Genomic DNA, 26,082 nt, shown 5'->3' on the forward strand with positions numbered 1-26,082 from the left:
AGGACAACGAAAATGAAACAGACGATTAAAACGAGCCGCGTGGCAGGTCAGTTAGAGAAAATGTTCCGAGCACTTAACAACCGCTTTTTTGACGGCGAACTGCCGGAAGTCGTTATTAGTTTAAAAAAGACTGCTGGCGCGTATGGGCACTTCACCACTGGAAAGGTTTGGAAGACAGGCGAAGAACGGCGCTACGAAATCAATATAAGCTCTGCCAGCTTAAATCAGGAGTGCGCCTTTCTCGCAGGCGTTTTAGTCCATGAGATGGTACACGAGTATTGCGCTGAGCACGGTATAAAAGATACTAGCAATAACGGCGTGTACCACAACAAGAATTTCAAGCACATTGCAGAAACCCACGGTCTGGAAGTCGAACACCATCCCAAATATGGTTGGACAATTACCAGCCCCGGCCTTGAACTTCTGGATTTTGTTGAGGAACAGGGCTGGCAAGATTTCCAGATGGTCGAGAGCCTTAACCTACTGGATGTACTCGGAACGCTCCCCAAGGGCGGCAACAGCGGTGCAGGCGCAGAAACCAGAACGAAAAAGCCCAGCAGTACCCGCAAATATATTTGTCCCAAATGCAGCAACAGCTGCCGAGCAACCAAGGTCATCAACCTAATATGCGGCGACTGTATGGAAAAAATGGTTGTTGCCGAATAAATTATAACAACAGTGATAATGGTCGAGTGAGAGTAGACCGCTATTTTTATATGTACACTTTTAAAGGAGCTACACAATGCAATACGATTATTATTCCTGTCCGTATGAGCCTGATACCGGCATACCACCGTGCGGAGAAATGCCAGAGTGCCAAACCTGTTCTTGGTGCTACCTTGCAGACAGCGAAAAGTAGAACGATGGCGGCGGTCACACAAGCGACCACCGCCATCATTTTCAGTACCAAATTTAAGCTATGTGCAAGTAGTATCAAAACTGCTTGCTATCGTATGACAAAGTAAGTATACTATCAGTATCAAAATTAACGAGCCTTAGAGGTGATACCGCCATGCAGATATATGGTTACTGCCGCATTTCCACACCACAGCAAAATATCGAACGGCAAGTACGCAACATTTTGGCAACGTACCCAACCGCACATATCATCCGAGAAGTATATACTGGCACGACCTATCAAGGCCGCAGAGAATTAGACAAATTGCTTCACACCGTGCAAGCAGAAGACACTATCGTATTTGACAGCGTATCCCGCATGAGCCGCAATGCGGATGAGGGTTGCCAACTGTACGAAAACCTGTACGCCCAAAATGTAACTCTTTGCTTTCTCAAAGAACCGCACATCAACACCGAGACTTACCGCCAGACCATCCAGCGGCAAATCAGCCCCCAGCTGAAAACCGGCAATGCCGCTACCGACAGTTTTGTATCCTCGGTCATTGCTGCACTGAATCAGTACACCGTTGACCTCGCCAAAGAGCAGATACGCCTTGCCTTTGCGCAAGCTCAAAAGGAAGTTGACGACCTGCACCAACGCACCAGAGAGGGAATGCTGACCGCCAAACTGAACGGCAAGCAGATTGGGCAGGAGCGTGGCCGCAAACTGATAGTCAAGAAAGCTGCCGCTTGCAAGGAGTCCATTAGAAAATATAGTAGGGATTTTGACGGAACGCTGTGCGATGCAGATTGTATCAGGCTCATTGGCATTGCACGGAATACATATTACAAGTATAAAAGGGAACTGCGAGAGGCAATACCCCTATAACCGAAACAGCCTGTAAAATGATTTCTCATCCCACAGGCTGTTATCTCCATGACAAAGAAAATGAGAATGGTGTCCTGTTCGCAATCCTTTTTATCTCTTGTCACACATCATTGTAATGCCTACACTTTAATTTAAAAGTACATTTATAAAAATTACAGTTTGTCGTCGCATATTGACTTATATTCTTTTCTATATTACTATGATACAGGGCGTTCACCGAAGACTAAAGAGACAAGTTAAGAATCCACACGCAGGCCCCTCCGCCATCCGGCTCCGGGGCCTGCTTTCTTTTTTGTTTCCAATCCTCTCTCATTCTGTCCCATGCGGGAAAACATGAGATAATGCGTTGATTTTGCTTGGTGTGGACTTGGAATGTTCTTGGAGTTGGCTTGGAGATTAGGCGGATTGCGAGCGGAACGGAGTGGAGCGAGCGCCTATGCGCTGTCTTGATTTTCTCTGCGCCTTTCTGGATTTTTTCGTGTGCCCGCACATAAATTGATACAGGGCGTTCACCGAAGACTAAAGAGACAAGTTAAGAATCCACACGCAGGCCCCTCCGCCATCCGGCGGCGGGGTTTGTTTTTTACAGCAAAACAGCACCGCCCGCGATATGGTATTACCCGCGGGCGGTGCTGCTATTTCTATTTGATAAAGAAAATGAGAACGGCATCAGTAACGGCGTTCTCACAAAAGATGCTTTCTTTTTGATTACAACCGTATCATACCGTTCCCCACGCAAAAAGTCAATCACTTTTGAGCAGGGCGGTGTATTTATGCCAATTTTTCCTCTCTTCTATTGAAAACTTTGTTTGCATGGTGCACCAGTTTTCTGTATTTTATCCATTACAACATCATCCTCCCCCGGCAAACCCTGCCATTTTGTAGGGCAAGGATTATCAAATAGTCAAATATAACGGATGCAGCACAAGGTTTTTCGGCACTTTTCCGATTGACGCACCGCATGGGACAGCGTACAATAAAAGTACCAATTTTTGCAACAATAATACAATTGTGTGCTTTGATTCAAGCCCTTCAAAAAGGAGAGAATACTGTTCCATGGGTTCCAATTCCACTACTATCCCCACCACCAGCGTGGCAGAGTTAAAGTATCTTTCGCTGCTGGCACGGGATTATCCCACCCAGGCCGCGGCTGCCAGCGCCGTTATCAGCCTGGAAGCCACCGCCAAGCTGCCCAAGGGCACCGAGCATTATATCAGTGACCTGCACGGCGAAGACGAGGCTTTTATCCACCTGCTGAACTCCGCTTCCGGTGTTATCCGCGAAAAAGTTGACCTTGTCCTGGGTGAAAACGTGCCCAAGGCCATCCGTGCCGAGCTTGCCACCCTGATCTACTACCCGGCGCGCAAGCTGCCCTTGCTCAAGGCCCGCTACCCGGAACGCTTTGAGCTGGAAGCCTGGTACCGCCAGACGCTGCTGCGCCTGATCGATGTATGCCGCTTTGTTTCGTCCAAGCACACACGGGAATATGTGCGTTCCTGCCTGCCGCAGGGCTGTGGGCATATCATTGACGAGCTTCTGCACGCCCACTTTGAGGACCACAACAAAACCCTCTACTATGGCCAGATCGTGGGCAGCATTATCGCCAATGACCGCGCGGACGCTTTCATCATCCGCCTGTGTGAGCTGATCAAGCGCCTTGCGGTGGACAAGCTGCACATTATTGGTGACCTGTTTGACCGTGGTCCCCGCCCGGACCTGATCCTGGACCGACTGATGACCCACCACAACGTGGATTTCCAATGGGGCAACCACGACGTTGTGTGGATGGGTGCCGCCGCTGGCAGCGCGCTGTGCTGCTGCACGGTGCTGAAAACCACCCTTGCCTACCACAACCACGGCATGATTGAAGATTTTTACGGCATCAATCTGCGCCACCTGCTGCGCATGGCGGAGCAGTATTACGGCAATGAGGATCTGACCATTTGGATGCCGCACACCGACGCCACCCGCGGCCCCTACACGGACGGAATGCTGCACCGCTGTGCTGTCATGCACAAGGCCATCACCATCCTGATGCTGAAGCTGGAGTGCGAAGTGATCGACCGCAACCCGGATTTCAAGATGCAAGGGCGGGATTTTTTGCGCCGCATTGATTACGAAGCCGGAACGGTGGATTATTTTGGCAAGATCTATCCCCTGCGGGACCGCAACTTCCCCACGGTAGATCCAGAGAACCCGGCCCGCCTGAATGCCGACGAAAAGTTTGTGCTGGACAAGCTGGTGGCATCCTTCCGCCACAGCGAAAAGCTGCAAAAGCACGTTGCCTTCCTGTATGCCAAGGGCAGCGTATACCACATTGAGAACGGCTGCCTGCTGTACCACGGTGCGGTGCCCCTGACGGACGAGGGCGAATTTGCCGCCGAAACGTTTGAGGGCCATTCCCTGCGGGGCCGCGCGCTGCTGGATTACTGTGACCTGCGCGCCCGCCTGGGCTATTTTGCGCCGGAGGGCTCGCCGGAGCGGCAGAGCGGGCAGGACTTTTTGTGGTACTTGTGGTGCGGCAAGCTCTCCCCGCTGTTTGGCCGCAGCGCCATGACCACCTTTGAACGGCTGTACATTGAGGACCCAGAAACCCACAAGGAGATCAAGGATCCCTACTATACCTGGTACGATGATGCGGCCATCTGCTGCCGCATCCTGGCGGAGTTTGGCTTAACGGCCAACTGCCACATTGTGAACGGCCATGTACCCGTGCGGGAAAAAGCCGGCGAAAGCCCCATCAAGGGCGGCGGGCGCTTGTTGGTGATTGACGGCGGGTTCTGCCGCGCTTACCACGAGCGCACCGGTATTGCGGGGTACACGCTGGTGTATTCCAGCCACGGCATGAGCCTGCGCACCCACCAGCCATTTGAAAACACCGCCAAAGCAGTGCAGGAAAACCTGGATATTTTGTCCCGCGTGGATGTGGTGGACGATAACCACACCGACCGCGTTCTGGTGGAACATATGGACGAGGGCGCCAATCTGTACGCCCAGGTGGCCGACCTCCACCGCCTCATCTCCGCCTACCGCACCGGCCTGATCAAAGAACAGCCGACGAAAGATACGATCTGGTAGCGATTACGGGGATTTTCCAGTTTTTTATAATAGAATATAGAATAAATTATAGGATAAATCGAAAACAGCCGCAGCGGCAGGGAGTCATTCCCCACCGCTGCGGCTATTTTATTTGTAGGGGACGATGGGCCTTACCTAAGGCAATAAGGCAAACGTCCGCAGGCGCACAATGTGCGCCCCTATGGGTGAGATATGCGTTTATTGCCCGTTATGCACAATAAAACAACCTGTAGGGAACGGTCTTGACCGTTCCGAGACCGAGGAGCGGATGTCTTTAGGTTTGTTGCAGAGAACCACCCCTCAGGCCGCTTCGCGTCCATCGCAAACCTAAAGTAAGATATTGGCTCCCCTTTGAGGGGAGCTCCGGCGAAAGCCGGTGAGGGGTGGTTCCCCGCGTAGAGCCTAAAATTTATGGTTCCACATTTCCATCCGGGGCGTTGAGGACGCCGCCCCCTACCATAGGGCAAGGCAAAACATCAAATTTATAATGTGCAATAAGACAAAGCTCCAGCAGGACGATGCAAGCATCGTCCCCTACAGATAGGTTTCGGGCTGCGTTAAGATTGCGGCATTCAATTTACGTTTTCCCGGCGCGATGAGGGCATCGCGCCCTACAGATTGTTTTATCATTCATCCCGCATTTCTAAATACCAGCAACCCTAATATTTCCTGAGCGGCACACCGCGCCGCGGTCCACCACAATTATTCTTTATTATTTATTCTTTATTCATTAAGCGCCCCCAACTCCTAACTCCTCCCTCCTAACTCCTAACTAATCAAACAAATTCCCTCCACGCCTGCTCCGCCCCGGTCTGGAACGCGCACAGTTCTTCCATCAACTTGTGGGCGCCGGGGCTGGCCTGGGGGTAGTCGGTTTCGGCGCGCTTGCAGTCCAGCACGCCCTGGCCGCTGCCCTCCGCCAGCATGGTGGCAAGGTTGCGGGTGCTTTTGTCCAGCATGGTGCGGGTGCGGATGCCCATGCTCACACTCATGCGTGCGGCGGCGCTCTGACCCTTGGCCTGTGCGCCGATGGCATCCAGCGCCGTGTGGGCCTGCTGGTTCAGGCGGCGATACTCGTTTTTCTGGCGCATCATCTCGTCTTTCAGCTTCTGGTCATACGTCAGCCCCATCAGCTCATCCAGGGTGTTTTTGCCCATCTCGGTGTTCTGCACGATCTCCTGCAGCATGGCTTCGTTATCACTGGTTTTTTGCATATTCTGGTTTTCCGGCATAAAAAATCCCCCTTGTGTACAGCCTTTTCCTTTGGGAATGTTCCCAAAGCTAGTATGGCTCCACAAGGGGGATTTATTCTTTTGTTTCAGCTTCTTCAGCAGCCGGAAAGGCGCTGCTCGGCCAGGGCCACCATCAGGTCCCAGCTGCCGGCTTCGCCCCAATCGGCAGAGCTGAGCGACACGGTAAATTCGCCGCGGCGGGACAGGGTGATGCCGAACGTGCGGCGGGATTCGCCCAGCGCTTCATGCAGCGCAGCCTGCAGTTTTGCCGCCGGGGTGCCAACGCTCACCACCAGGAAAATGCCGTCTTCCAGGCGGACAACAGCGTTCTGCTGGTCCGGCCCGGCAGCCAGCTGCAAAATACCGGCTGCGGTATTCAGGCAGCAATCTGCTGCGTGAGTGCCTTCCTCGCGCAGCAGGTTCCAATACTCGTTCACGCGGGCAGCAACCACGCTGACCGGCTTGCCTGCGCAGGCAGCAGCCGCCACTTTTTTGCGGTAAGTGGAATCCAGGAACGCACGGTTATATACACCGGTCACATAATCGCGGCGCATCTCCTCGCGGTACTGGCCCAGCAGGCGCAGCAGGGCGTTTGCCTCGCGGTCATTGGCGGGCAGATCTGCCGTAAGGAAATAGGTGGCAGCCAGCACAAACGGGCGGTTCTCCACCTGGATGTTCTGGTAAAACACAAAACCGGTATCCTCACCCAAAATCGGCTGCCAACCACGGCCATCTGCATTCAGCACAGGCACAGCATCGGCATGGCCGGTGGCCTGCAGGGTGGCGGGGTCCACCTCGGCCTGGGCCAGCGGGTCGATCAAAGTAACCTGGTCAAAAAAATTCTGCAATGCGGTAACCTGCATGCCAATTTGTTCCAGAGTAAATTCCTGCATGACGCGTCTTCCTCCATGTAAAACATACAAGATCCAACAAAGCGTTTTTCGGTTCTCTATGTTGCCCTAATGTTGTAATGCTACAACTTGACATAAAATCTTTGTATATTTTACCATACCGTGCATGCTTTTCCCATACCCGCATTACACAAAGAATTGCTTAATAATAAAAGTATTACTGTTCAAAAAATCACTTTGCACTTTTTGCTGCTTTTTTCGCCGGTGCTGTCGTTTTTTCCTCTTTTGCGTCAGCCGCCTTGGCCTTGGGCTGCGGGGCGGGCGCTTTTTCCTTTTTCGGCTCCGCTTCCGGCAGGGGTTCCGCGCGGAAATACCGTGCGCTCATCTCGTGGATCTTCCGCGCCAGCGCGGGGGTCAGGTCCTTAGCGGCAACGCGCCACTGCCAGTTGCCCGCCGGGTTGCCGGGGGTGTTCATGCGGGCTTCGCTGCCTTTTTCCAGCCAGTCGGCCATCGTCACAATAGCCAGCTCCGCCGGGCTTGCCAGCACACCGCGCAGCAGGCCGGTGATCTCGCCCTCCTGCTCGGTCAGGGCAAAATATGCCTTGGCCTGTTTGCGCTGGGCGGGGGTGGTTTCGTTTTCCAGCCAGCCGCGCAGGGTGTTATTGTCATGGGTGCCGGGGTAAGCCACGCAGTGGGCCGGGTAGTTATGCGGCAGGTCCAAGCTATCGGTGCCGTTCAGACTGAACTGCAGCACCTTCATGCCGGGGAATCCGCTTTCCGCCAGCAGCGCACGGACGGAATCAAAAATTTCGCCCAGATCCTCGGCCACAATGGGCAGGTCACCCAGAGCGGTGCGCAGAGCGCGGAACAGGTCCATGCCGGGGCCCTGTTCCCACTTGCCGCCGCGGGCGTTTTTGTCCCCCGCCGGGATAGCCCAATAGGTATCAAAGCCGCGGAAGTGGTCAATACGCAGGATATCATAAATGCTCAGCGCATGGCGCACGCGGCGCACCCACCAGGCATAGTTGGTACGCTTGTGGTAGGCCCAGTCATACAGCGGGTTGCCCCACAGCTGGCCATCCTCGGCAAAATAGTCCGGCGGGCAGCCAGCCACGCGGCGGGGGTGGCCCTCGCTGTCCATCTCAAACAGCTCACGGCCTGCCCACGCATCGGCAGAATCCGCCGCCACATAGATGGGAATATCGCCCATGATCTTGATGCCCTTGCTGTTGGCATATGCTTTCAGGGCCTGCCACTGCTTGGCGAACTCATACTGCACAAAGGCCCAGAAGCCCAGTTCATCGGCATGGCCGGTGCGGAACTCTTCCAGCGCCTTGGGGTCGCGCAGGCGCAGCGGGGCAGGCCAGGTCTGCCAGTCGCACATCTTGTTTTCTTCTTTGATTGCCATGTACAGGCAGTAATCCGGCAGCCAGGCATCGCTCAAAAAGGTAAAACGGTACCAGTCATCGCTGTAGGGGGTATCGTACCCCGGCACCGGGCGCTGCTGCAAAAATGCGGCGTATGCCTTGCGCAGCACCTTGTAGCGCTTTTGGTACAGCAGGGCATAGTCACAGTAATTGGGGTTGGTGCCCCAATTTTCTTTGGCGTAATCCTCCGGCTTCAGCAGGCCATCCGCAGCCAGCTGATCCAGGTCAATAAAATACGGGTTGCCCGCAAAAGCCGAGCAGCTCTGGTACGGGCTGTCGCCATACGAAGTCGGGCCAACGGGCAGAATCTGCCACACGCTCTGTCCGGCCAGCACCAGAAAATCCACAAAATCTCTGGCAGCCTGGCCCATGGAGCCAATGCCATACCCGCCCGGCAGGCTGGAAACCGGCATCAGGATACCGCTGCAACGCTTCTTCATTTTTTCTCTTCTCCTTAAAACTTTTTGTATTCCGCAAAGCCCATCCAGGGTGCGCCTGTTTTTCAGGTACACCCCGGGGCATCAATTATCGTCTGCTTCGGCGCTTTCTGCGCCAAGGGCCGCCATCACGGCGCTGCGCCAGGCAGCGGCGGCATCTTCATCCCACAGGCCATCCCGCAGGGTAATGCCGTCCGCTTCATAATACAGTCCGCGCTGGGCCTGCTGCAATGCGGCGGCCTGGGTTTGGTCCAGCGCTGCGCCAGGCAGAATACCGGCTGTCACCTGCGCCGCCTGCATGGCCGCGGCGGCGTTCTGGTTGCTGCCGGTACCCCATGGGGTGATCAGGTCCAGGGTGTCGATCAACGCGCTCTCCCCCGCCTTGCTGGTGTACAGCCACAAAATAGCGGCGGCTGCGGCGCGGGCGCTCTCCTCATCGGCATCCGCCGGGATAGCCAGCCAGGCACGGTTGGCCAAAATGGGGTAATTCATCAGCCCGGCCAGGTTGAACCGCTGGTTGGCAATGTCGGCTTCGGTCAGGTTATTTTTGATGGGCAGCCACACCAGCGCGTCTTTCTGGGCGCTGCTCAACGCTGCGCCGCTGTCACTGATCAGGTCGGCCAGGTAGCCGCGGTAGAACAGGGCATTGCCCTGCTGGAACAGATACTTGCTGGTCCATAGGTCTGCAATGCCGGCCTGCCAGGCGCTGTTGGCATCTTCCAGCCGCAGCTCCTGCTCCAGCGCGTTCAGCGGACCGGTCAGGTTTTCTTCGGTCAGCGGCTCCCCCGCCGCCAGCAGGGCGGTGGTGTACAGCGCAGGGGTATTTTCCGCCACGCCGCCATCCCCGCTGTTGCCGCTAACCTCCGGTCCCTGGGCGGCAAACACGCCGTTCAGGTTTGCCAGTGTCTCCCGCCGCTCAGCGGGCAGGGTGTAAGCATTGCCGTTCAGCGTTACCTGCACAGCGCCGGGTTCCGCGCACCAATGGGTCACAGCTGTTACGAAATCGAACCATTCCTCCCAGGTCGCAGCGCGCAGGTCGTCCAGCGCGGCATCGCTCTGCAAAAGCTCGGTCAGCACACGGTTATCCGCCCAATAGGCATACAGGCTCTGGCCCACCGGCAGGGCGGTGACGGTGCTTTCCGTATCCAGTCCGGCACGCTGCGCGGCGGCGGCCAGCAGCTCGTCCTCCGCCAGATTCTTCCAGGTTCCATCATCCTGCGGCGGGGCATCCAGAATGACCAGGTCCGCCGTTTCGGTCTCAAAGCTGTTTTGCAGCGTCACATTCTGCGCCTGGGCATACAGCTCCAGCGCGCCAACAGCAGCGCTGGTGTCCAGCAGGCCGTTCACCGTCAGGCTTTGGGGTGCCGCGGTGGGCACGGCCTGGCTGGGTGCTGCGGTTTCGCCGGTAGCAGCCGCCCCTTGGCCCGCGCAGCCCGCCAGCAGGCAGCTGCTCAAAACCAGTGCTGAGATTCGTTTTTTCATATGGTTCCCGCCCCCTTTCCGGCTCCCACCTTGCCGGGGAGCCGCCGGAATTATAACTGATTTTTATTATAACGGATTTGAACTGTTTTTTCCACTGCCGTTTTATGCTATAATGTAAAAATATTCCGAAAGGGGGATGACCTTGCATGCCCGCAACGGCAAAACTATACGAAACAGACCCATATGTTCAAACTTTTACCGCCACGGTGCTTGTCTGCACCCCGGCCGGGGAACAGTTTGCCGTGCAGCTGGACCGGACCGCCTTTTATCCGGAGGGCGGCGGCCAGCCCTGCGATACCGGTGCGCTGGGCACCGCCCTTGTAACGGATGTGCAGGAGCATGGCGGCGTGATCACCCACACTGTCAGCGCAGCGCTGCCGGTTGGGCAGACGGTGGAAGGCCGCATTGATTGGGCGCGCCGCCGCGACCATATGGAGCAGCACACCGGTGAACACATTTTAAGCGGCACTTTGCACCGCCTGTTTGGGGCGGAGAATGTGGGCTTTCACATCGGTTCCCCCGCGGTGCGGATGGATATGAGCGTTCCGCTGACCGCCGGCCAGCTGGCCGAAGCAGAAGCCCAGGCCAACGCGGTGATCCGTGCGGACGCCCCGGTGCGCTGCTGGTACCCTGCGCCGGAAGACCTTGCAAAACTGACCTACCGCAGCAAAAAGGAAATTGACGGTGCGGTGCGGCTGGTAGATGCCGGCGGGGCCGACCTGTGCGCCTGCTGCGGCACCCATGTTTCCACCACCGGTCAGGTGGGGGCCATCAAAATTTTGAGCGCCCAAAGCTACAAGGGCGGCACCCGGCTGGCGGTTGTGTGCGGGGAGCGTGCGCATCAGTCCATTGCTACCGCCTGGCAGGATGCCGCCGCGGTGGGCACCCTGTTAAGCTCCGCCCCCGGTCGCCTGCTGCCCGCCGTGCAAAACCTGCAAACGGCGGAAGCTGCCCTCAAGCAGCGCCTTGCCGCCATGCAGAACGCATTGTCCGAAGCACTGGCCCAAGCCGCCGTGCCCGGCCAGCCTGCTGTGCTACACTGTGACGGTGCGGACGGTGACGGACTGCGGCGGATCTGTTTGGCGGTATCGGCCCGCACCAACGCGCTGACGGCGGTGCTGGCCTCCGGCGGGCAGGGCCTCGCCTATGCGCTCTGCCTGCCCGGCGGGGATGTGCGCCCGGTGTGCAAGGCGCTGAATGAAGCGTTCGGCGGGCGGGGCGGCGGCAAGCCCGGCTTTTGCCAGGGCAGCCTTGCCTGCACTGATTTTGCCGATGTCCAGAATTTTTTAGTGAATTATCATGAGTGAGGTATTGTTGTATGCGTATGCGTTTTAAGCCCTATGCCAGACCGGAACTGCTGGCCTGCGATTTCCATGTTCACGAACCGCTGACCCATGCCGGGCACTGGCATGAGCTGTATGCCCGGCCGGAGCAGCCCCTGCACCTGGAGCTTGGCTGCGGCAAGGGCGGCTTTTTGAGCCAGCTGGCCCCCCTGCACCCTGATATCAACTACCTTGGCATTGATATCACGGATAAGGTCCTGATTTTGGCCAAGCGCAAGGTGGAAGCCGCTTACGCCGCCGCTCAGCTGCCGCCGGATAATGTCAAGATCGCCTCGCTGGATATCGAGCGGCTTTCCGGCGTGTTCAGCCCGGCGGATACCGTGCAGCGCATCTACATCAACTTCTGCAACCCGTGGAGCAAAAACGCTGGCAGCAACAAGCACCGCCTGACCCACCCGCGCCAGCTGCTGCAGTACCGCGCTTTGATGCCGGAGGGTTCCGAAATCTACTTCAAGACCGATGACGATGACCTGTTCCGGGACAGCCTAGGTTACTTTCCCGCTGCCGGGTTCGAGATTACCTGGCAGACCTTTGATCTGCACAAGAATGAGCCGGATTGGAACCTGCGCACCGAGCACGAGGGCATGTTCAGCGAACAGGGCATTCCCATCAAGGCGCTGATTGCCCGCAAGGGGCCGGATTCCAGCGTGACCTGGGTGGAGCCCAAAGAGCTGGCCCGCCGCCTGGAACCGGAGGAAGAAGCCGCCCCCGCCGGGGAGGTGCAGGAATGACCACTTATGCCCTGCTGCATACGATATTTTTCTTTTTCGTCTATGCATTCCTGGGCTGGTGCGTGGAGGTTGCCTATGCAGCCATCACCACGCGGGAGCTGGTCAACCGCGGATTCTTGAACGGCCCAATCTGCCCCATTTACGGCTGCGGCATGACGGTAATGATCGCCGTTCTTGGCCGTTTTACCATGCCAAGCAGCGATATGGCATGGTACCAGAACGTACTGGTTGCCTTTTTCGGCGGCATGGTCATCACCACGCTGGTGGAGCTGGTTGGCGGATACATCCTGTACAAGATGTTCCACACCCGCTGGTGGGACTATTCCATGTATCGCTTTAACCTGGGCGGGTTCATCTGCCCGCAGTTTTCCTTGCTGTGGGGGCTGGGCAGCGTGCTGCTGATGGTGGTAGTTCACCCGCTGCTCAGCAAGCCGAGCGCCGCTATCCCCACCCTTGTGCTGATCTGGCTGGATGTTATTTTCGGCGGCCTGTTCCTGGCGGATCTGATCGTATCCGCCATTCAGGCTGTCGGCTTCAGCAAACAGCTGGCCCGCATTGATGAGCTGCGCAAAGCCATGCGCACCACCAGCGATGCCCTGACTGAAGTGATCGGCACCAGCGCCATGACGATGGACACCCTGCTGGATGAGCAGAAACTGCAGCTGACCCTGGCCGCCATGGAGGGTGCCACCAACGCTGCCGAGCTGCGTGACCAGCTGCGCGAACTGGCAGGCAAAGCCGGCACCCTGCGCGATACCACCATCCGCCTGAGCAAGCAGCGGTTCTTTGGCACCGGCCGTTTGCTGCGGGCCTTCCCGGACATGGTCCCCGACCGCCGCGAAGCACTGGCCTCCCTGCGCGTTGGCCTGACCAAAGCCACAGCCCGCGCCAAAGCCGCCGCCAAACAGGCCGTAAAAACCGGCAAGAACGCCATGAAAAAAGAAGACAAGTAAATATCTCCCTATACCAAAAGCCGCCGGGCAGCAAGCAAAGCACTTGCCGCCCGGCGGTTTTGTTGTTTTTGTTTGTAGTTTGGGATTTTTAAGGCAATACCGCATAATTCTAAGTGCCGATACGGCGAGCGAGGTGCGGCAGATGCTAAGCCAAAAGCGCAGATAATACTGGATGTCTTATCGAGCATTTTGGCAACGCAGATGCCGTGCCGCAGCCGCCGGAGCGGTGCTTAAGCCGTCAGGCGGGAATTGTGCGGTGTTGCCTTAAGGTTTGTGGCGTGGAACCACCCCTCACCGGCTTTCGCCGGAGCTCCCCTCCAGGGGAGCCAATCTCTTACTTTAGGTCTGAGGTGGCTCCCCCTAGAGGGGAGCTGGACGCGAAGCGGCCTGAGGGGAGGTTTCCCGCTGCCAGGCTAAAAATTTGCAGGGAACAACACCTGCATCGGCCCGCATGACGGACCTTGCCAAATATTCTGCCCCTGAATACCGCAAACACCCGCGGGCGCACAATCTGCGCCCCTACGGGTGGGCAGCCATTAAAACCTGATGATTTCATTCCAAATGTGTGGTAGGGTTGGGTGACCCTATCCTACCGTGAAAAAAATGCCGATTGTGCTGTACCGATTATCCCTTTTTCCGATTGAACCCAATATACAACACCAGCCATGCCGCCGCCACGCACACCAGGGTAATCAACCCCAGCATCTGCCAGCTGTGCACCAGGTTGGGCACGGTGGCATCGTACATCGGGCTGTCCAGCCCTGCTTTCAGCCAGGAAAGGCGGTCGTTCAAATCGGTGGAAGCGCCCAGCGCCCCCATGCCCCAGCGGCAGACAATGATATAGCTGATGGCCGTCAGCGCGCCGGTCATACTGAACATAACGCCGCTGAACACCACCTGCCCGATGATGAGCACCAGCACCAGCAGCACCGCGGCTTCGCTGCTTTTCAGGCTGGCAGATACCAGCAGGCCCATGGCACTGGATGCTGCCATGAGCAGGAAAATCGTAATGAAGATTTCTACATTGGTATCCAGCAGCAGGTGGTTTTGCGGAATATGGATGATCTCCACAAAGCCTGCCGTCAAAATGCCCGCCTGCACGGCTTCCACCAGAAACAGGGTGATGGCCTTGCTGAGCACCGTTGCCAGCAGCGAAACGCCGACGCTGGCTTCACGGAAGATAATCTCCCGGTCTTTACAGATCTCGCGGTAAGAGTTCAGCAGCCCCATAAAGGACGCCATGGCGCACACAATGAACAGCACCGTGCGGCTGCCGATGTTGATCAGGTTGGAGGTAAAGCAGTCCGGCTCCCCCACCAGCTTGATGACAAGCACCATCAGCGGGGCCTGCAAAATCAAGCTGCCAAGGGTCAGCTTCTGGTTCCAGATCAGCTGAAAATTGCGGGAGATGAGCACCGCCAGCTGGCGCAGCAGCTTGCCGATTTTTACGCTTTGCATCGTTTTTCCGCCTCCTTGGCTGCTGCCGGGAACCGCGCTGCAAGGCGATTGAATTCCGGGCTGGTAAAGTATTTCCGGCGGTAATATTCCACCTGTTCGGGGTCGTGCAGCTTTTCAAAAATATCGCTGGTCAGTTCCACATCAAAATATTCATCCATCGCTTCGGGCGAACCATAATAGCACAGCACGCCGCCCGTACCCAAAAAGGCGATCTTATCGCATAGATTGATGTTGGACATGTTGTGGGTAACCATCAGCACGGTGCAGTTTTCGTGGCTCAGCTTGCGGCACAGCTCCATCATGCTGCGGTCCAGATCCGGCGAAAGCCCGCTGGTGGGCTCGTCCAATATCAGCAGCCGGGGCGAAGCCAGCAGTTCCATAGCGATGGAAACCCGCTTTTTCTGCCCGCCGGAAAGGTTTGCAATCATCGTTTTTTCCCGCCCGCCCAGGTCAACGGCTTCAATGGCGTGGGCCACAGCAGCTTTGATCTCGGTGCGGGTGGCATCGCGTGCAATGCGCAGCTTGGCGGTGTAGGTCAGGCTTTGTTCCACCGTCAGCTCGTCGTGCATAATGTCTTTCTGCGGCACATAGCCCAGCACGGCATCAAAGGCATTGCGGTTGCCGCGGGTGTCAATACCGTCAAAACAGACGCTGCCGGAGGTGCAGGGCGACGCCCCGGTGATGCAGCCCAGCAAACTAGATTTGCCGGTTCCGGAACCGCCCACCACAACCACAAAGCTGTTGGGTTCCACCCCCATGCTGGTGCCGTCCACAATGTTCAGCGGCTTGCCGGTGTTGCGGTTTTTGACGGTTTTATACACATCCAGCAGTTCAATGCTGATGCCCACCTTATGCTCATGGTAGTGCAGCATTCCGCCGGAAAATGCAAACACCTGGGTGGGCACATTGATGACAGCGCCGTCCGTCAGCAGCTCATTGCGCACGCGGGTGCCGTTCAGGTAAGTACCGTTGGTGGAGCCAAGGTCATTCAGTTCATAGTGGCCGTCCTTATACACCACCTCGCAGTGGTGGCGGGAAACACGGTCGCTGGTCAGCTGCACATCGCAGTCCTCGCCGCGGCCGATCAGGATGCGGCGCTTGCGGCGCACATCCAGCTCCCGCAGCACGGTGGCGTTGGGCGTTTCCCGCCGCAGGGCGGCGGTACCCTCGCCCTGGCGGATTTCCTCCACGCGGAAGGTGATTTCCTGTGTGGTTTCGTTGCCGTCGGTATTCAGGCCGATCACATCCCCCGGCTGCAGGGTCACTTCCTCACCGGAATGGATATAGCGGTTATTGTACCAGGTGCCGCAGGTCGTGGAGCCTGCGTCCTGCATCAGCCAGGCATTGTTTTTGTATTCGATTGTGAACTGGTGTTCCCCCACGTTGTTGCGGCGCAGCACAAAGCTGCAATCGCGCCCACGGCCAAACACAAAGGGAGCTGCCGTGCTGGAAAGGGTCAGCTTTTGGCGGTTGCGCCGCTCGCTGACGGTTAAAATAATCTCACTGGCCAAGGGAGTCACTTCCTCTCTTTCGGCGCTGCATTCCAATTGAACTCCGGCCCACACAGCGGCACAAAACGCAGCTGTGCGCCGCCCACAGCAAAGGTATCCCCCGCTGTCAGCGGCATTTTTTCAATCAGACTTTTTCCGTTCAGGGTGCACAGCTCGTTGGAAGATCCCGGCAGCGCACACCAGTTGTTATCCTGTGGGTCATACACCACAATGCCGCGCCGCACCGCAAGCGGGCTGTTGGCATCCAGCACGGCGGGGTTCCCGGCCGCATCCACCCCCAAAAAGTTTCGGCCTTCGCCCAAACGCAGGTCCTGCCCGCGGGCGGGGCCGTCCAGTACCACCAGCCAACCGGCCACCGGGCCTTTGGGTGCGGCAAGGTCAACCTCGGCAGCGGTGCCGGGCTGAGCAATGGCGCTGCCGGCCTCCAGCCCGCCATTGCAATAGGGGCATTCGGGGTGTTTATCGGCATCATAAAAATGGCCGTTGGGGCATTTGGTCAGTTTCATCATTTTCCTCCTTCGGGCGCGTTTACAGCACAAGCCGCAGGGTGGTGCGGCCAATTTTTATGGTATCGCCGTTTTGCAGGCGGTATTCCCCGCCGATGGGGTCGCCGTTCACCATCACGGCGGCTCCCTCCAGCGGGCGCAGGGTCACGCCGTTGCTTTCCACTTCCAGCACTGCGTGCTGGGGGCGGGTGCGGCCATCCGCCAGGCAGAGGTCACACTGGGTGGCATCGCTGCCGATAATCAGGCTGCTTTCCACATAGGCGGACCAGCGGGTTTCTGCAATGCCCCGCCGGGTAGAAAGGTACAGGGTGATCCACCGCCTCGGCAGGCTCTGCTGCACGGGGGCGGCATCGGTCAGCAGGTGTTCGGCTTCGGCCAGCTTTTCCTCAGTGCGCTCCTTGCGGCCGCGCAGCAGGGCTGCCGCGGCCAGCACCACCAACAGCCCGCCCAGAATAATGGCAGGCAGCCGGAATCGTGCCAGATAGAACGCCCTGTCCTTGGGCCAATCCTCCACGGTAAAGCGGTATACGGTGCCGGAATCGCTCACGTTGGCCGCGGTCATGGCGCTGGTCATCTTGTTCAGCTTAATGGTATAGGTTCCCTGGTACAGCGGCTCGGTGTACAGCGAAACGCTTCTGCCGTCCGCGCTGGCAAGGGCCTGTTTAACTTTTACATGCCAGCCCCAGATATCCTCGCTCTGAATGCTGTAACAGGTCAGGTCCTCCGCACGGCCCACGGCCTGGTTAAACCGAATGGTCATGGCATAGCGGCCATGCAGCGTCACGCTTTCCACCGCCGGTTTGGCCAGGCGGTGGCCCATATACACGGTAGCGTTGGTTTTCACTGCGCTGCCCAGCTGCGGCACGCTCAGGGTCAGCACATCCAGGCGCTCGCCGTAAAAATTTTCATCCACCGCGGTTTTGATCTCCAGCGCATTGGCAAGGGCCTGCTGTTTTTCAGCCAGGGTATCGGCCAGTTCGCTTTCATGCACCACATCCAGCTTATCGCCGCCCAGGGCCTTGCCCAGCTCGGCAAGGGGGTTGTCATCATCCACCGTCACAAAGATATCCAGCGGCATGTTCAGGCGGCTGGCGGCATCTTTGGCCACAGCGCCCAGCAGAGCTGTGCTGGTGGCGGTATTGCCCGCTTCCGTCAGGGCAAAGATCGCCTTGCGCGGCGCAATGCTCTGGTAATTTTCGTTGATATCGTTACAAATTATTGTGGCTGCCTGCACCAGATTGGGCTCGTTCTCTTCCTGGCTTTCCAGCGCGTTCACGGCGTTCACTGCCGCCCTGGTATCAATGGTCGCGGGCAGAACGCAGGCTGCATCCCCGGCCAGGGTATACAGCATAATCTGGTCCTTTGCGCCTTTGGCGCTGATCAGCCGCCGCAGCGCAATGCGGTATTCTTTCAGCGTGGTTTCGTCCACACTGTTGTCCACCGCCAGTACATAGCAGATCGGCTCGTTCGCCATGCCGATGTTGCCGGTGGGGATCTTTTCATCCCCCAGGTACAGCTCCACCCCTGCCGCCCGCACAAGGTCCGGGCTGATGGGCTGGCCTTGTGCATCCGTTGCCTGAACAAACACGTCCAGCTCCGGCACGTTGACATAGATCTGCTCAATGGAAAATTCCCCGATCGTGGTGCCTAATGCTTTGGGCGCACACAGCAAAGCTGCCATGACTGCAGCAACAGCCATGGCAACCAACACCTGTGTGAATTTTTTTACCGCAGCAATTTTCACTTACAGGCTCCTATTCTTTAGGCAATACCGCATAATTCTAAGTGCCGATACGGCGAGCGAGGTGCGGCAGATGCCAAGCCAAAAGCGCAGATAATACTGGATGTCTTATCGAGCATTTTGGCAACGCAGATGCCGTGCCGCAGCTGCCGGAGCGGTGCTTAAGCCGCTAGGCGGGAATTGTGCGGTGTTGCCTTTACATTACATTGTTTACAGTTCTGTGTCCAAGGCGCATCTGAAAACAAAGAAAATGACAACGATTTCGCAAGCGCAAGATGGATTCCAAGGGCAATACCGCATAATTCTAAGTGCCGATACGGCGAGCGAGGTGCGGCAGCTGCTAAGCCAAAAGCGCAGATAATACTTTGTGTATTATCGAGCATTTTGGCAACGCAGATGCTGTGCCGCAGCCGCCGGAGCGGTGCTTAAGCCGTAAGGCGGGAATTGTGCGGTGTTGCCCAAGGTTTTTAACGCAAAATCCGGCTGCGTTTGTAGAAATAGGCTACATTCTCGTCTTTTCAGATGTCCTGCAGTCCATGCTGCTCCCGCATGCGGCGCAATGCGCACAGGGCGCGCATTGCCTTTTGGCGGGCGGCGCGCTGTTTGGCGGCTTCCGGCGTTTCGGGCTGGGGCTCTTCCGGCACGGTGGGCGCTTCTTCTTCGGCTTCAGGCTCCTGCGGCTTTTCCCGCGGGGGAAGCGGCATGGCCGGGGCGTCCAGCTCGTCCTCTTCCTCAAAGCTGGGCATTACCGGGGCCATCGGCGTGGCGGAAGGCGGGGTATCGTCCGGGCGCGGGGCATCCGCCGGGCGCACAATGGGCGAAGAGAAGATGGCCCCCGGCACTTCAGTCAGCGCCGGACCGGTCTGGTGGTTGGGGTCCCCGGTGGGATGGTCCGGCTTATCCTCGGTCTTTTCCGGTTCGGGTGTTTCTTCTGTCTTCGGCTGTTCTTCTGTTTCGGCCTCCGGCGCTGCGTTTTCCGGCGTTTCTTCCTCCGGCTGCACGGCTGCGGGCTCTGCCGGGGCGGCAGATTCTTCCTGTTTCTCCACTTCCTGCGGGGCGGTGCTCTGTTGGCTCAGGGTTTCGGGTTCGTCCTCCTCCCCAGCAGCAGCGGCCTGGGCGCGCAGTTCATCCACCGCGCGGGCCACCGTTTCGGGGCTTAAATCCAGCGCAGCTTCCGGCGTAGGCACGGTGTGCAGCTCCGGCAGCTCAGTTTCCAGCTCGCGGTCCGCGTTATCGGCAGCGCGGGCTTCGGCGGCGGGGTCATTGGCAATGGCTTCGTTCTGCAGGTTCAGCAGCTTGCGGCTCATCAGGCCAAGGTAATCAATCAACGCGGCACGCTGGGCCTCCATCTCCCGCACTTCGGCGCGCAGGTTGTTCAGCCGCAGCTGGTGGGCGTTCTGGATCTCATTGGCTTCCGCAGCGGCGGCATCCACCAGCTTTTGTGCCTGGGCTTTGGCCTGGTCGCGGGCCGAAACATCCATCGCCTGGGCTTCGGCCTGGGCGTCCTCCTTGATCTGGTCGGCGCGCACATGGGCGTTGGCCACAATGTCCTCCGCCTTCTGGCGTGCTTCCTGCATGATCTCTTCTTTGCCGTTTTCCAGCGCATTGCGGGCATCGTCCAACTCACGGCCCTTGATGCGCAGGGCGGCTTCGGCCTGGTCGGCACGTTCCTGCAATTTTTCTTTTTCTTTTTGCAGGCTGCCGTTCTTCAGCCGCAGAACGGCCACCTGGTCGTTCAGCGAATGGTTGCGCTCCTGTAGGGCGGAAACCTGGGCGTCCAGGCTTTCTTTCTGGCGTGAGTATGTAGAGCTGCTGCCCGCCAGCGCAGCGTTCTGGCCGGAAAGCCGGTTGTTCTGGGCGGTCAGGGTCTGGCAATGCTGCTGCAATGCAGCGTTTTCTTGTTCGGCCTTGCGGGCCTGGGCTTCGGCCCGGCCAAGGCGCTGTTCATATTCCGTGCAAAGGGCCTGCAGTGCCGCACGCACATCGTCCGGCTCATAGCCGCCAAAGCGTGCTTTACGCATTCCACTCTGCTCCATAAAACGGGTCACATCAATTTTCGGCACGGTATTTTGCCCCCTCCTGCTCCGGGCAGCAGCACGGCAAAAGCTTTTTGTGCAGTTTTGCAATCCTGCGCCTGGGCAAACGTACATTATTAAGTAATATTATACCAATTCCCCTTGTGGTGTGCAACTAATTTGTGTGATGTATGAAAAGTAAAGGAATCGGCTGAATTTCCGCTCTTTCCGCCGCATCTTGGGGTGGGCGGTGTAAAAAATGTAAAAACCGCACCGCTGGTGCAAAATCCGGGCCGGGGGGCTCGTATGATTTAATAGTCAGCCAAATGCTGCTGCAACGGCCCGCGCAGCCCAGCAAGCATTCCCGGCTTGCTATTTTTGTTGCTTTTCACAATTTTCAATTTCACAATTTAGCAGTGCTGCACAAAAAAATGTAGTTCGATTTGTCAATCCTTGTCGCCGCTTTCCCTTGTTTTTGACACATTTGGAGAGTATAATACTCTATCATCGCAAGGGGAATGGTCCCCCTGCGGCGGCCTTTTTTCTTAAAAAGGAGTGTTTTTTGTGATTCGTACATGGTGCAAAGACCATCCCATCCAGTTCATGGCCTGCTACCTGGTCTTTTATCTTGCGTTTTTCAAATTGTTGGAACAGGGCATCCAGGTGCCGGATCTGGTGCTCCACTGCCGGTTGGATGATCTGATTCCGTTCTGTAAATACGCCATCATCCCTTATTACCTGTGGTTCGCCTGGATCCCCTGTACACTGTTCTATTTGTTGTGGTTCAATGACCGGAGGGAATTCTGGCGGCTGTGCCTGCCGCTGTTTACCGGCATGACCCTCTCGCTGCTGTTCTGCGCAATCGTACCCAATGGTACCGACCTGCGTCCCGCTTACATTTACGGCAATGATATCTTTACCCGCACGGTACGCGCTTTGTGGCGCACGGATACGCCCACCAACGTGTTCCCGTCCATCCATGTGTTCAACTCCGTCACGCTGGCGCTGGCTTATCACCACTGCGCACGGCTGCGCGGCCGCAAATGGCTGTGGGTACGCGTATCTGCCGATCTGCTCTGCGTTTCCATCATTCTTTCCACCATGCTGTTAAAGCAGCATTCGGTGATTGATGTGATAGGCGGCATCATCTTGGCTCTGACGCTGGACGCCGTGGCCGATGCCGTTGCCCTGCGCACAGCGCCCTCGGTTGCTTATCGCCACAACCATCACCATGCGCTGCCCGAGCATTCTTAAATGTTTACCGGTTCCTGAAAAGGGGCCGGTTTTTGTTTGCAATCTTTCGGGGGAGAGGATATAATTCCGGCAAGGCCCTGCGTGTGGGACGATGTGGAGCATCGTCCCCTACAAATGTTTTTTAGGGCAATACCGCATAATTCTAAGTGCCGATACGGCGAGCGAGGTGCGGCAGATGCCGGAGCGGTGCTTAAGCCGTAAGGCGGGAATTGTGCGGTGTTGCCTTAGAATTACCACACTAGTAGGGGCGCACATTGTGCGCCCGCCGCCCTATCATCTGCTCCTCTTGCGGGCAAGCCGCTCACCATCCCCACAAACTTCCGCCCCTCAAATCACCACACATCCCATCAAAAGCCCCCGTTTCATCTTGCAGTACGCCCCAAAATGTGGTATTCTATCCTCAGCAAAGTTTTACTGTGTCCTAATCATTCAAAATGTTTTTCACTATTTCTACTGATACGGAGGAATATTCATGCAAAGCATTCAGACTGTATCCGAAAATACAATTTATGTCGGCGCAAGTGACCGCCGCCTGGCAAAGTTTGAAAACCTGTTTCCCATTCCGCGCGGCGTCAGCTACAACGCCTATGTGATTCTGGATGAAAAAACCGCCCTGCTGGACACCGCCGATGCCAGCGTTGGCGCACAGTTCCTGGAGAACGTTGCCGCCGCCCTGGATGGCCGCAAGCTGGACTATCTGATCGTGGACCACATGGAGCCGGACCACGCCGCCATGATCGAAGCCGTGCTGGTGCGCTGGCCGGATCTGCGCCTGGTGGTGAACGCCAAAACCCTGCCCATGCTGAAAATGTACTTTCCCACGGACAGCGCCGCCATTGACGATGCCCTGGTGGTAAAAGAGGGCGACACGCTGGACCTGGGAAAACACAAGCTGACCTTTGTGATGGCCCCCATGGTACACTGGCCGGAAGTGATGATGACCTTTGACACCACTACCGGTACCCTGTTCAGCGCCGATGCTTTTGGCACCTTTGGTGCCCTGGAGGGTGCCCTGTTCGCTGATGAGGTAGACTTTGCCGGCAAATGGCTGGACGATGCCCGCCGTTACTACACCAACATTGTGGGCAAGTACGGCGTGCAGGTGCAGGCTGTGCTGAAAAAGGCCGCCACCCTGCCCATCGAGACCATTGCCCCGCTGCACGGTCCCGTGTGGCGCAAAAACCTGGGCTGGTTCATTGGCAAGTATGACCTGTGGAGCCGCTGCGAACCCGAAGAAAAGGCGGTTGTTGTGCTGTACGGCAGCATGTACGGCAACACCGCAAGCGCCGCCAACGCCCTGGCCGCCAAAGTTGCCGCCAAGGGCGTAAAGGTTGCTGTGCATGACCTTTCCTGCATTGACAACAGTGAAGCCGTTGCCGAGTGCTGGCGCGCATCCACCATTGTGCTGGCCGCCCCCACCTACAACGGCGGCATTTACCTGCCCGCCGCCAACCTGCTGGAGGACCTGAAAGCCCTGAACCTGCACGACCGCACCTTTGCCCTGGTGGAAAACGGCAGCTGGGCCCCGATGTCCGCCAAGCTGATGGCCGCCAAAATCGGCGAGCTGAAAAATTGCATCGTGCTGGATGCCAAGGTAACGGTGCGCGGCCGCCTGACCGCCACCCAGGATGCCGAACTGGAAGCCTGCGCCGCCGCGGTTGCCGCCAGTATGTAAAAATTTCGCCATTCCCTGAAACGATCAACCATAAATACAAAAGCCATGCCGCCGTGGGTTTTCCACAAAGCGGCATGGCTTTTGTTGAATGTTGGGTTTGCTTTTTGCTTTTCTTTGCTGGCTTACAGCTGCAATTTCGGGCTGTTCCCGGTGTTTCCGGTCAGGCCATCGGCACGCAGCATGTTTTCCATCACATCAATGTCAGTCGAAACGTCCAGCGCGTCATCCTCAAACAGGCGGTCCAGCTGGGCTTCAAAGGCGGTCACAAGGGTATCCATCACCTGTTCAATGCGCTGTTTGGACTCGCGGATGTTCTCCCCCTCCACGCCCTGGGCATCCAGCTCGGCATACGTTTTGAGCAGCTTCAGGGCCGTGGGCAGATAGTAATCCATGAACTTGCGCATCTGCGGCAGCTTGTCCGGGTTCTGCTTGGCCTGGGCAAAAATTTTGGCGCTGACGGCTTCCAACCGGCTGATCTTATCGGACATTTCCTCGCCGGGGATGGCATCATTCAAGGCCCGCAGCTGGTTCAGAATCTGGGCATAATTGTCCTCCGCCTTTGCTTCTTCCGGCTGGGCTTTTGGGGCTGCCGCGGGGGCAGGCTGCGGAGCGGGCGGTGCGCCGCGTACCACCAGGGTACCGGTGCGCATATCCAGGTAGGCGTTCTCTCCAAACACGCCCTTGTCAATGCAGTTTTCCAGGTGCTTGCAGCACTTGGCGTAATTGCAGGGGATGGCATCCGCGATCTCCTGAATTTTCATGTAGGGGGCGTTGCCAACAATGTTACTGATCTTTTTGCGCATGCGGCGGCCGGTGCGCAGCTTCCACCCGGCAAACAGGAAGCCCGCGCCCGCAAACAACAGGGTCACGCTGCCCGCAAGATCCTGGAACAGCCAGGTCCAGTAACTGCCGCCCTGCGTAAGGGCTTCCGGCAGCCAATACACGGCTTCCGGCAGGTTGGCCACCATGGCAATGGAAAAAATCACGCCCAGAACCGTCAGGGCAATGCTCCAGCCCTCACCTTTATCCTTGCGGCCGCGCTCATTCTGGCGGGCGGTCTGCTCCGGGTCATACGCCTGTGCGCGGTCCGCGTTCTGGTAGATCTCGACCCGCTTCTCGGCTTTGTGCGCGGCTTCTTCCGCTCTCTGCACCACGCGCTGGGCATCCCGGCGCATCTTTTCCGCTTTCTGCGGGTCCGCATAGATGGGGCGGACGGTGTACGGCTGGCCGGTCTGCCGGTTGTTCTGGCTCCAGCTCTGCGGCGCAGAGATTTTGCCCATTCGCAGCAGATGGTTGATGATCATCATTGCAACGCCAATCGGCCACGCCGCAAAGCAGAATGTGATTACGATCACCCACCAGGGGATTTGGAACACACCATCCCCTTTGTGGTATTCTTGGCTGGCGTCTTGCCGGGGGCCGCCGGGCTGGTCATACAGCGGCTGCTGCCGCGCACGGTCCTGGTCTTCGTTATAGGGGTTCGGGTTATACGGGTTTGGCATTCCTTTTCCTCACATATCTTGTTTACGGCAGGTCCGCAATCAGCTGCCGCAGTTCGTCCGAAAGATAATAAGTGCTGCCCTGCTGGTAGGGGTTGTTTTTGTTGTACGGCACATGGGTGCACAGGTAGTCCACCCAGTGGGAGTACCCGGCAACCGTCAGGTGGATGCCGTCATTCTGGGCATAATCCGCCGTCAGGTAGCCATCCTCCCCGGTAAAAGCTTCGGTCAGGTTCAGGTAATAGAACCCGCGCTCCTTGCACATTTCTTTGATTTTATCGTTCATGCTGCCCACGCGCTCGGGGGTCAGGCCGGGGGCCTGGTCCAGTGCTTCGGGCCGCACGTTCAAAATGGACTGCACAAAGATCATGCTGTTGGGCAGCGTGCTTTGCAATTCATCCAGCAGTTTGCCGTAATACGCCAAAAAGCCTTCATCATTGCCCAATCCCGCCAGTGCGTTGGTGCCGATCAGCAGGTACAGCTTGGCGGGCTGCTGCTCGGCCAGGATATCCAGCGGAACCTGCTCGGCATCGTCCTCGTTGGTGTTTTTCAGTGCGGTGCGGTTCACGATCTGGTTGGGGCTGGTGCCTTCATACCCCAGCACCAGCGCACCACCCACGTTAATGTCATAATACGCAATGCCTGCGGTCAAAGAATCGCCCAAAAATGCCGCATCGGAAAACCAATCGGTGCTCACCCGGCCAAACTCCGGCACCATGTCGGGGGCCTGCGGGGCGGCGGTGTAAGTATAGGTTTCGGCCTGCTGCACCGGGCCAATGGTTCCCCAGTCAATGCTTGGGCCGCCGTTGTCGGAGCCATCGCTGTCGGCATAGGGCACGGGGGCCACCAGCCGCCCGGCCTGGGCGGTCTGCTCTGTGCCAACCGGCACATTTTCCACAGCTTTGTTGCTTGGCAGCAGCAGGGTAATCACCCCGGCCAACAGCAGAATGCCCGCCGCTGTGCCCGCAAGGATCCCCCGCCGGTCCGGCAGGCGCGGTTTGCAACATAGGCGGGGATGCGGCGCGCTGCCCCGGTTGGGCTGCTGCGCATGATAGGACGACCGCTGCTGCGGGCGGGGTGCTGCCCGGTGCACGGGCTGCGGCTGGGCCGCCGGGCGTTCCGCTGTACGGCGGCGCGGCGGCTCCGGTGGCTGCTGCGCCGGG

19 protein-coding genes are annotated in these 26,082 nt (G+C 57.6%); 8 read left to right on the forward strand and 11 right to left on the reverse strand.

Annotated elements, in window-relative coordinates; translation table 11 throughout:
- Positions 1-12: 12 nt before the first annotated feature.
- From PG062_RS14285 to PG062_RS14295, 3 genes are all read left to right on the forward strand, one after another.
- Positions 13-666 (forward strand): SprT-like domain-containing protein, encoded by a 654-nt coding sequence (locus tag PG062_RS14285; RefSeq protein ID WP_113999170.1) that lies wholly within the window; start codon positions 13-15, stop codon positions 664-666.
- Between the two features lie 346 nt (positions 667-1,012).
- Entirely contained in the window at positions 1,013-1,726 is a 714-nt protein-coding gene (locus PG062_RS14290) for a recombinase family protein (RefSeq protein ID WP_270752785.1), read from the forward strand.
- Between the two features lie 1,056 nt (positions 1,727-2,782).
- Positions 2,783-4,804, forward strand: coding sequence for a fructose-1,6-bisphosphatase (locus tag PG062_RS14295; protein WP_270752786.1), 2,022 nt, complete (start codon positions 2,783-2,785; stop codon positions 4,802-4,804).
- A 776-nt stretch (positions 4,805-5,580) separates the two neighbouring features.
- On the opposite strand, the gene PG062_RS14300 is transcribed toward PG062_RS14295, so the two are convergent.
- From PG062_RS14300 to PG062_RS14315, 4 genes are all read right to left on the reverse strand, one after another.
- The gene (locus PG062_RS14300) at positions 5,581-6,036 is read right to left on the reverse strand and encodes a hypothetical protein (RefSeq protein ID WP_242979485.1); all 456 of its coding nucleotides are present in this window, start codon (positions 6,034-6,036) and stop codon (positions 5,581-5,583) included.
- Between the two features lie 95 nt (positions 6,037-6,131).
- A complete protein-coding gene (locus PG062_RS14305; protein WP_270752787.1) occupies positions 6,132-6,929 on the reverse strand; it encodes a GGDEF domain-containing protein in 798 nt (265 codons plus the stop codon).
- A gap of 190 nt (positions 6,930-7,119) precedes the next feature.
- Positions 7,120-8,754, reverse strand: coding sequence for a 4-alpha-glucanotransferase (malQ, locus tag PG062_RS14310; RefSeq protein WP_270752789.1), 1,635 nt, complete (start codon positions 8,752-8,754; stop codon positions 7,120-7,122).
- Positions 8,755-8,835: 81 nt separating this feature from the next.
- Complete coding sequence (locus tag PG062_RS14315) at positions 8,836-10,233, reverse strand: hypothetical protein (protein WP_270752790.1); 1,398 nt, start codon at positions 10,231-10,233, stop codon at positions 8,836-8,838.
- A 146-nt stretch (positions 10,234-10,379) separates the two neighbouring features.
- Between PG062_RS14315 and PG062_RS14320 the strand changes: the two genes are divergently transcribed.
- Genes PG062_RS14320 through PG062_RS14330 form a run of 3 tightly spaced genes read left to right on the forward strand, consistent with a single transcriptional unit; the run spans position 10,380 to position 13,260 of the window.
- Positions 10,380-11,540 carry an alanyl-tRNA editing protein gene (locus PG062_RS14320; protein WP_270752791.1) on the forward strand — a complete coding sequence of 387 codons (1,161 nt, stop codon included), beginning with the start codon at positions 10,380-10,382 and terminating at the stop codon, positions 11,538-11,540.
- A gap of 11 nt (positions 11,541-11,551) precedes the next feature.
- Positions 11,552-12,307 carry a tRNA (guanosine(46)-N7)-methyltransferase TrmB gene (gene trmB, locus PG062_RS14325; protein ID WP_270752792.1) on the forward strand — a complete coding sequence of 252 codons (756 nt, stop codon included), beginning with the start codon at positions 11,552-11,554 and terminating at the stop codon, positions 12,305-12,307.
- Entirely contained in the window at positions 12,304-13,260 is a 957-nt protein-coding gene (locus tag PG062_RS14330) for a putative ABC transporter permease (protein WP_270752793.1), read from the forward strand. Before trmB ends, PG062_RS14330 begins: the two co-directional genes overlap by 4 nt.
- 624 nt (positions 13,261-13,884) lie before the next feature.
- On the opposite strand, the gene PG062_RS14335 is transcribed toward PG062_RS14330, so the two are convergent.
- The 5 genes from PG062_RS14335 to PG062_RS14355 all read right to left on the reverse strand — a co-directional run bounded on the left by PG062_RS14335 (position 13,885) and on the right by PG062_RS14355 (position 20,539).
- Positions 13,885-14,718 (reverse strand): ABC transporter permease, encoded by an 834-nt coding sequence (locus PG062_RS14335; RefSeq protein WP_114000328.1) that lies wholly within the window; start codon positions 14,716-14,718, stop codon positions 13,885-13,887.
- Positions 14,706-16,229 carry an FHA domain-containing protein gene (locus PG062_RS14340; protein WP_270752795.1) on the reverse strand — a complete coding sequence of 508 codons (1,524 nt, stop codon included), beginning with the start codon at positions 16,227-16,229 and terminating at the stop codon, positions 14,706-14,708. Before PG062_RS14340 ends, PG062_RS14335 begins: the two co-directional genes overlap by 13 nt.
- Before the next feature lie 5 nt (positions 16,230-16,234).
- Positions 16,235-16,738 carry an FHA domain-containing protein gene (locus PG062_RS14345; RefSeq protein ID WP_270752796.1) on the reverse strand — a complete coding sequence of 168 codons (504 nt, stop codon included), beginning with the start codon at positions 16,736-16,738 and terminating at the stop codon, positions 16,235-16,237.
- Between the two features lie 19 nt (positions 16,739-16,757).
- Entirely contained in the window at positions 16,758-18,479 is a 1,722-nt protein-coding gene (locus PG062_RS14350; RefSeq protein ID WP_270752797.1) for an FHA domain-containing protein, read from the reverse strand.
- Positions 18,480-18,994: 515 nt separating this feature from the next.
- On the reverse strand, positions 18,995-20,539 hold the full coding sequence (locus PG062_RS14355; protein ID WP_270752798.1) for a coiled-coil domain-containing protein: 1,545 nt from the start codon (positions 20,537-20,539) through the stop codon (positions 18,995-18,997).
- A gap of 516 nt (positions 20,540-21,055) precedes the next feature.
- Between PG062_RS14355 and PG062_RS14360 the strand changes: the two genes are divergently transcribed.
- Positions 21,056-21,745 (forward strand): phosphatase PAP2 family protein, encoded by a 690-nt coding sequence (locus tag PG062_RS14360; RefSeq protein ID WP_270752799.1) that lies wholly within the window; start codon positions 21,056-21,058, stop codon positions 21,743-21,745.
- 472 nt (positions 21,746-22,217) lie between these two features.
- A complete protein-coding gene (locus PG062_RS14365) occupies positions 22,218-23,420 on the forward strand; it encodes an FprA family A-type flavoprotein (protein ID WP_270752800.1) in 1,203 nt (400 codons plus the stop codon).
- Between the two features lie 122 nt (positions 23,421-23,542).
- Here PG062_RS14365 and PG062_RS14370 read toward each other — a convergent pair whose 3' ends face one another.
- Both PG062_RS14370 and PG062_RS14375 read right to left on the reverse strand, forming a co-directional pair.
- Positions 23,543-24,922, reverse strand: coding sequence for a 5-bromo-4-chloroindolyl phosphate hydrolysis family protein (locus PG062_RS14370; RefSeq protein WP_270752801.1), 1,380 nt, complete (start codon positions 24,920-24,922; stop codon positions 23,543-23,545).
- Positions 24,923-24,944: 22 nt separating this feature from the next.
- Positions 24,945-26,082, reverse strand: a 1,138-nt coding sequence (locus tag PG062_RS14375; protein ID WP_270752802.1) for a GDSL-type esterase/lipase family protein, incomplete at its 5' end; no start/stop codon positions are given.

The sequence above is a fragment of the Gemmiger qucibialis genome, from assembly GCF_027689445.1.
Taxonomy (GTDB): Bacteria; Bacillota; Clostridia; order Oscillospirales; family Ruminococcaceae; genus Gemmiger; species Gemmiger qucibialis.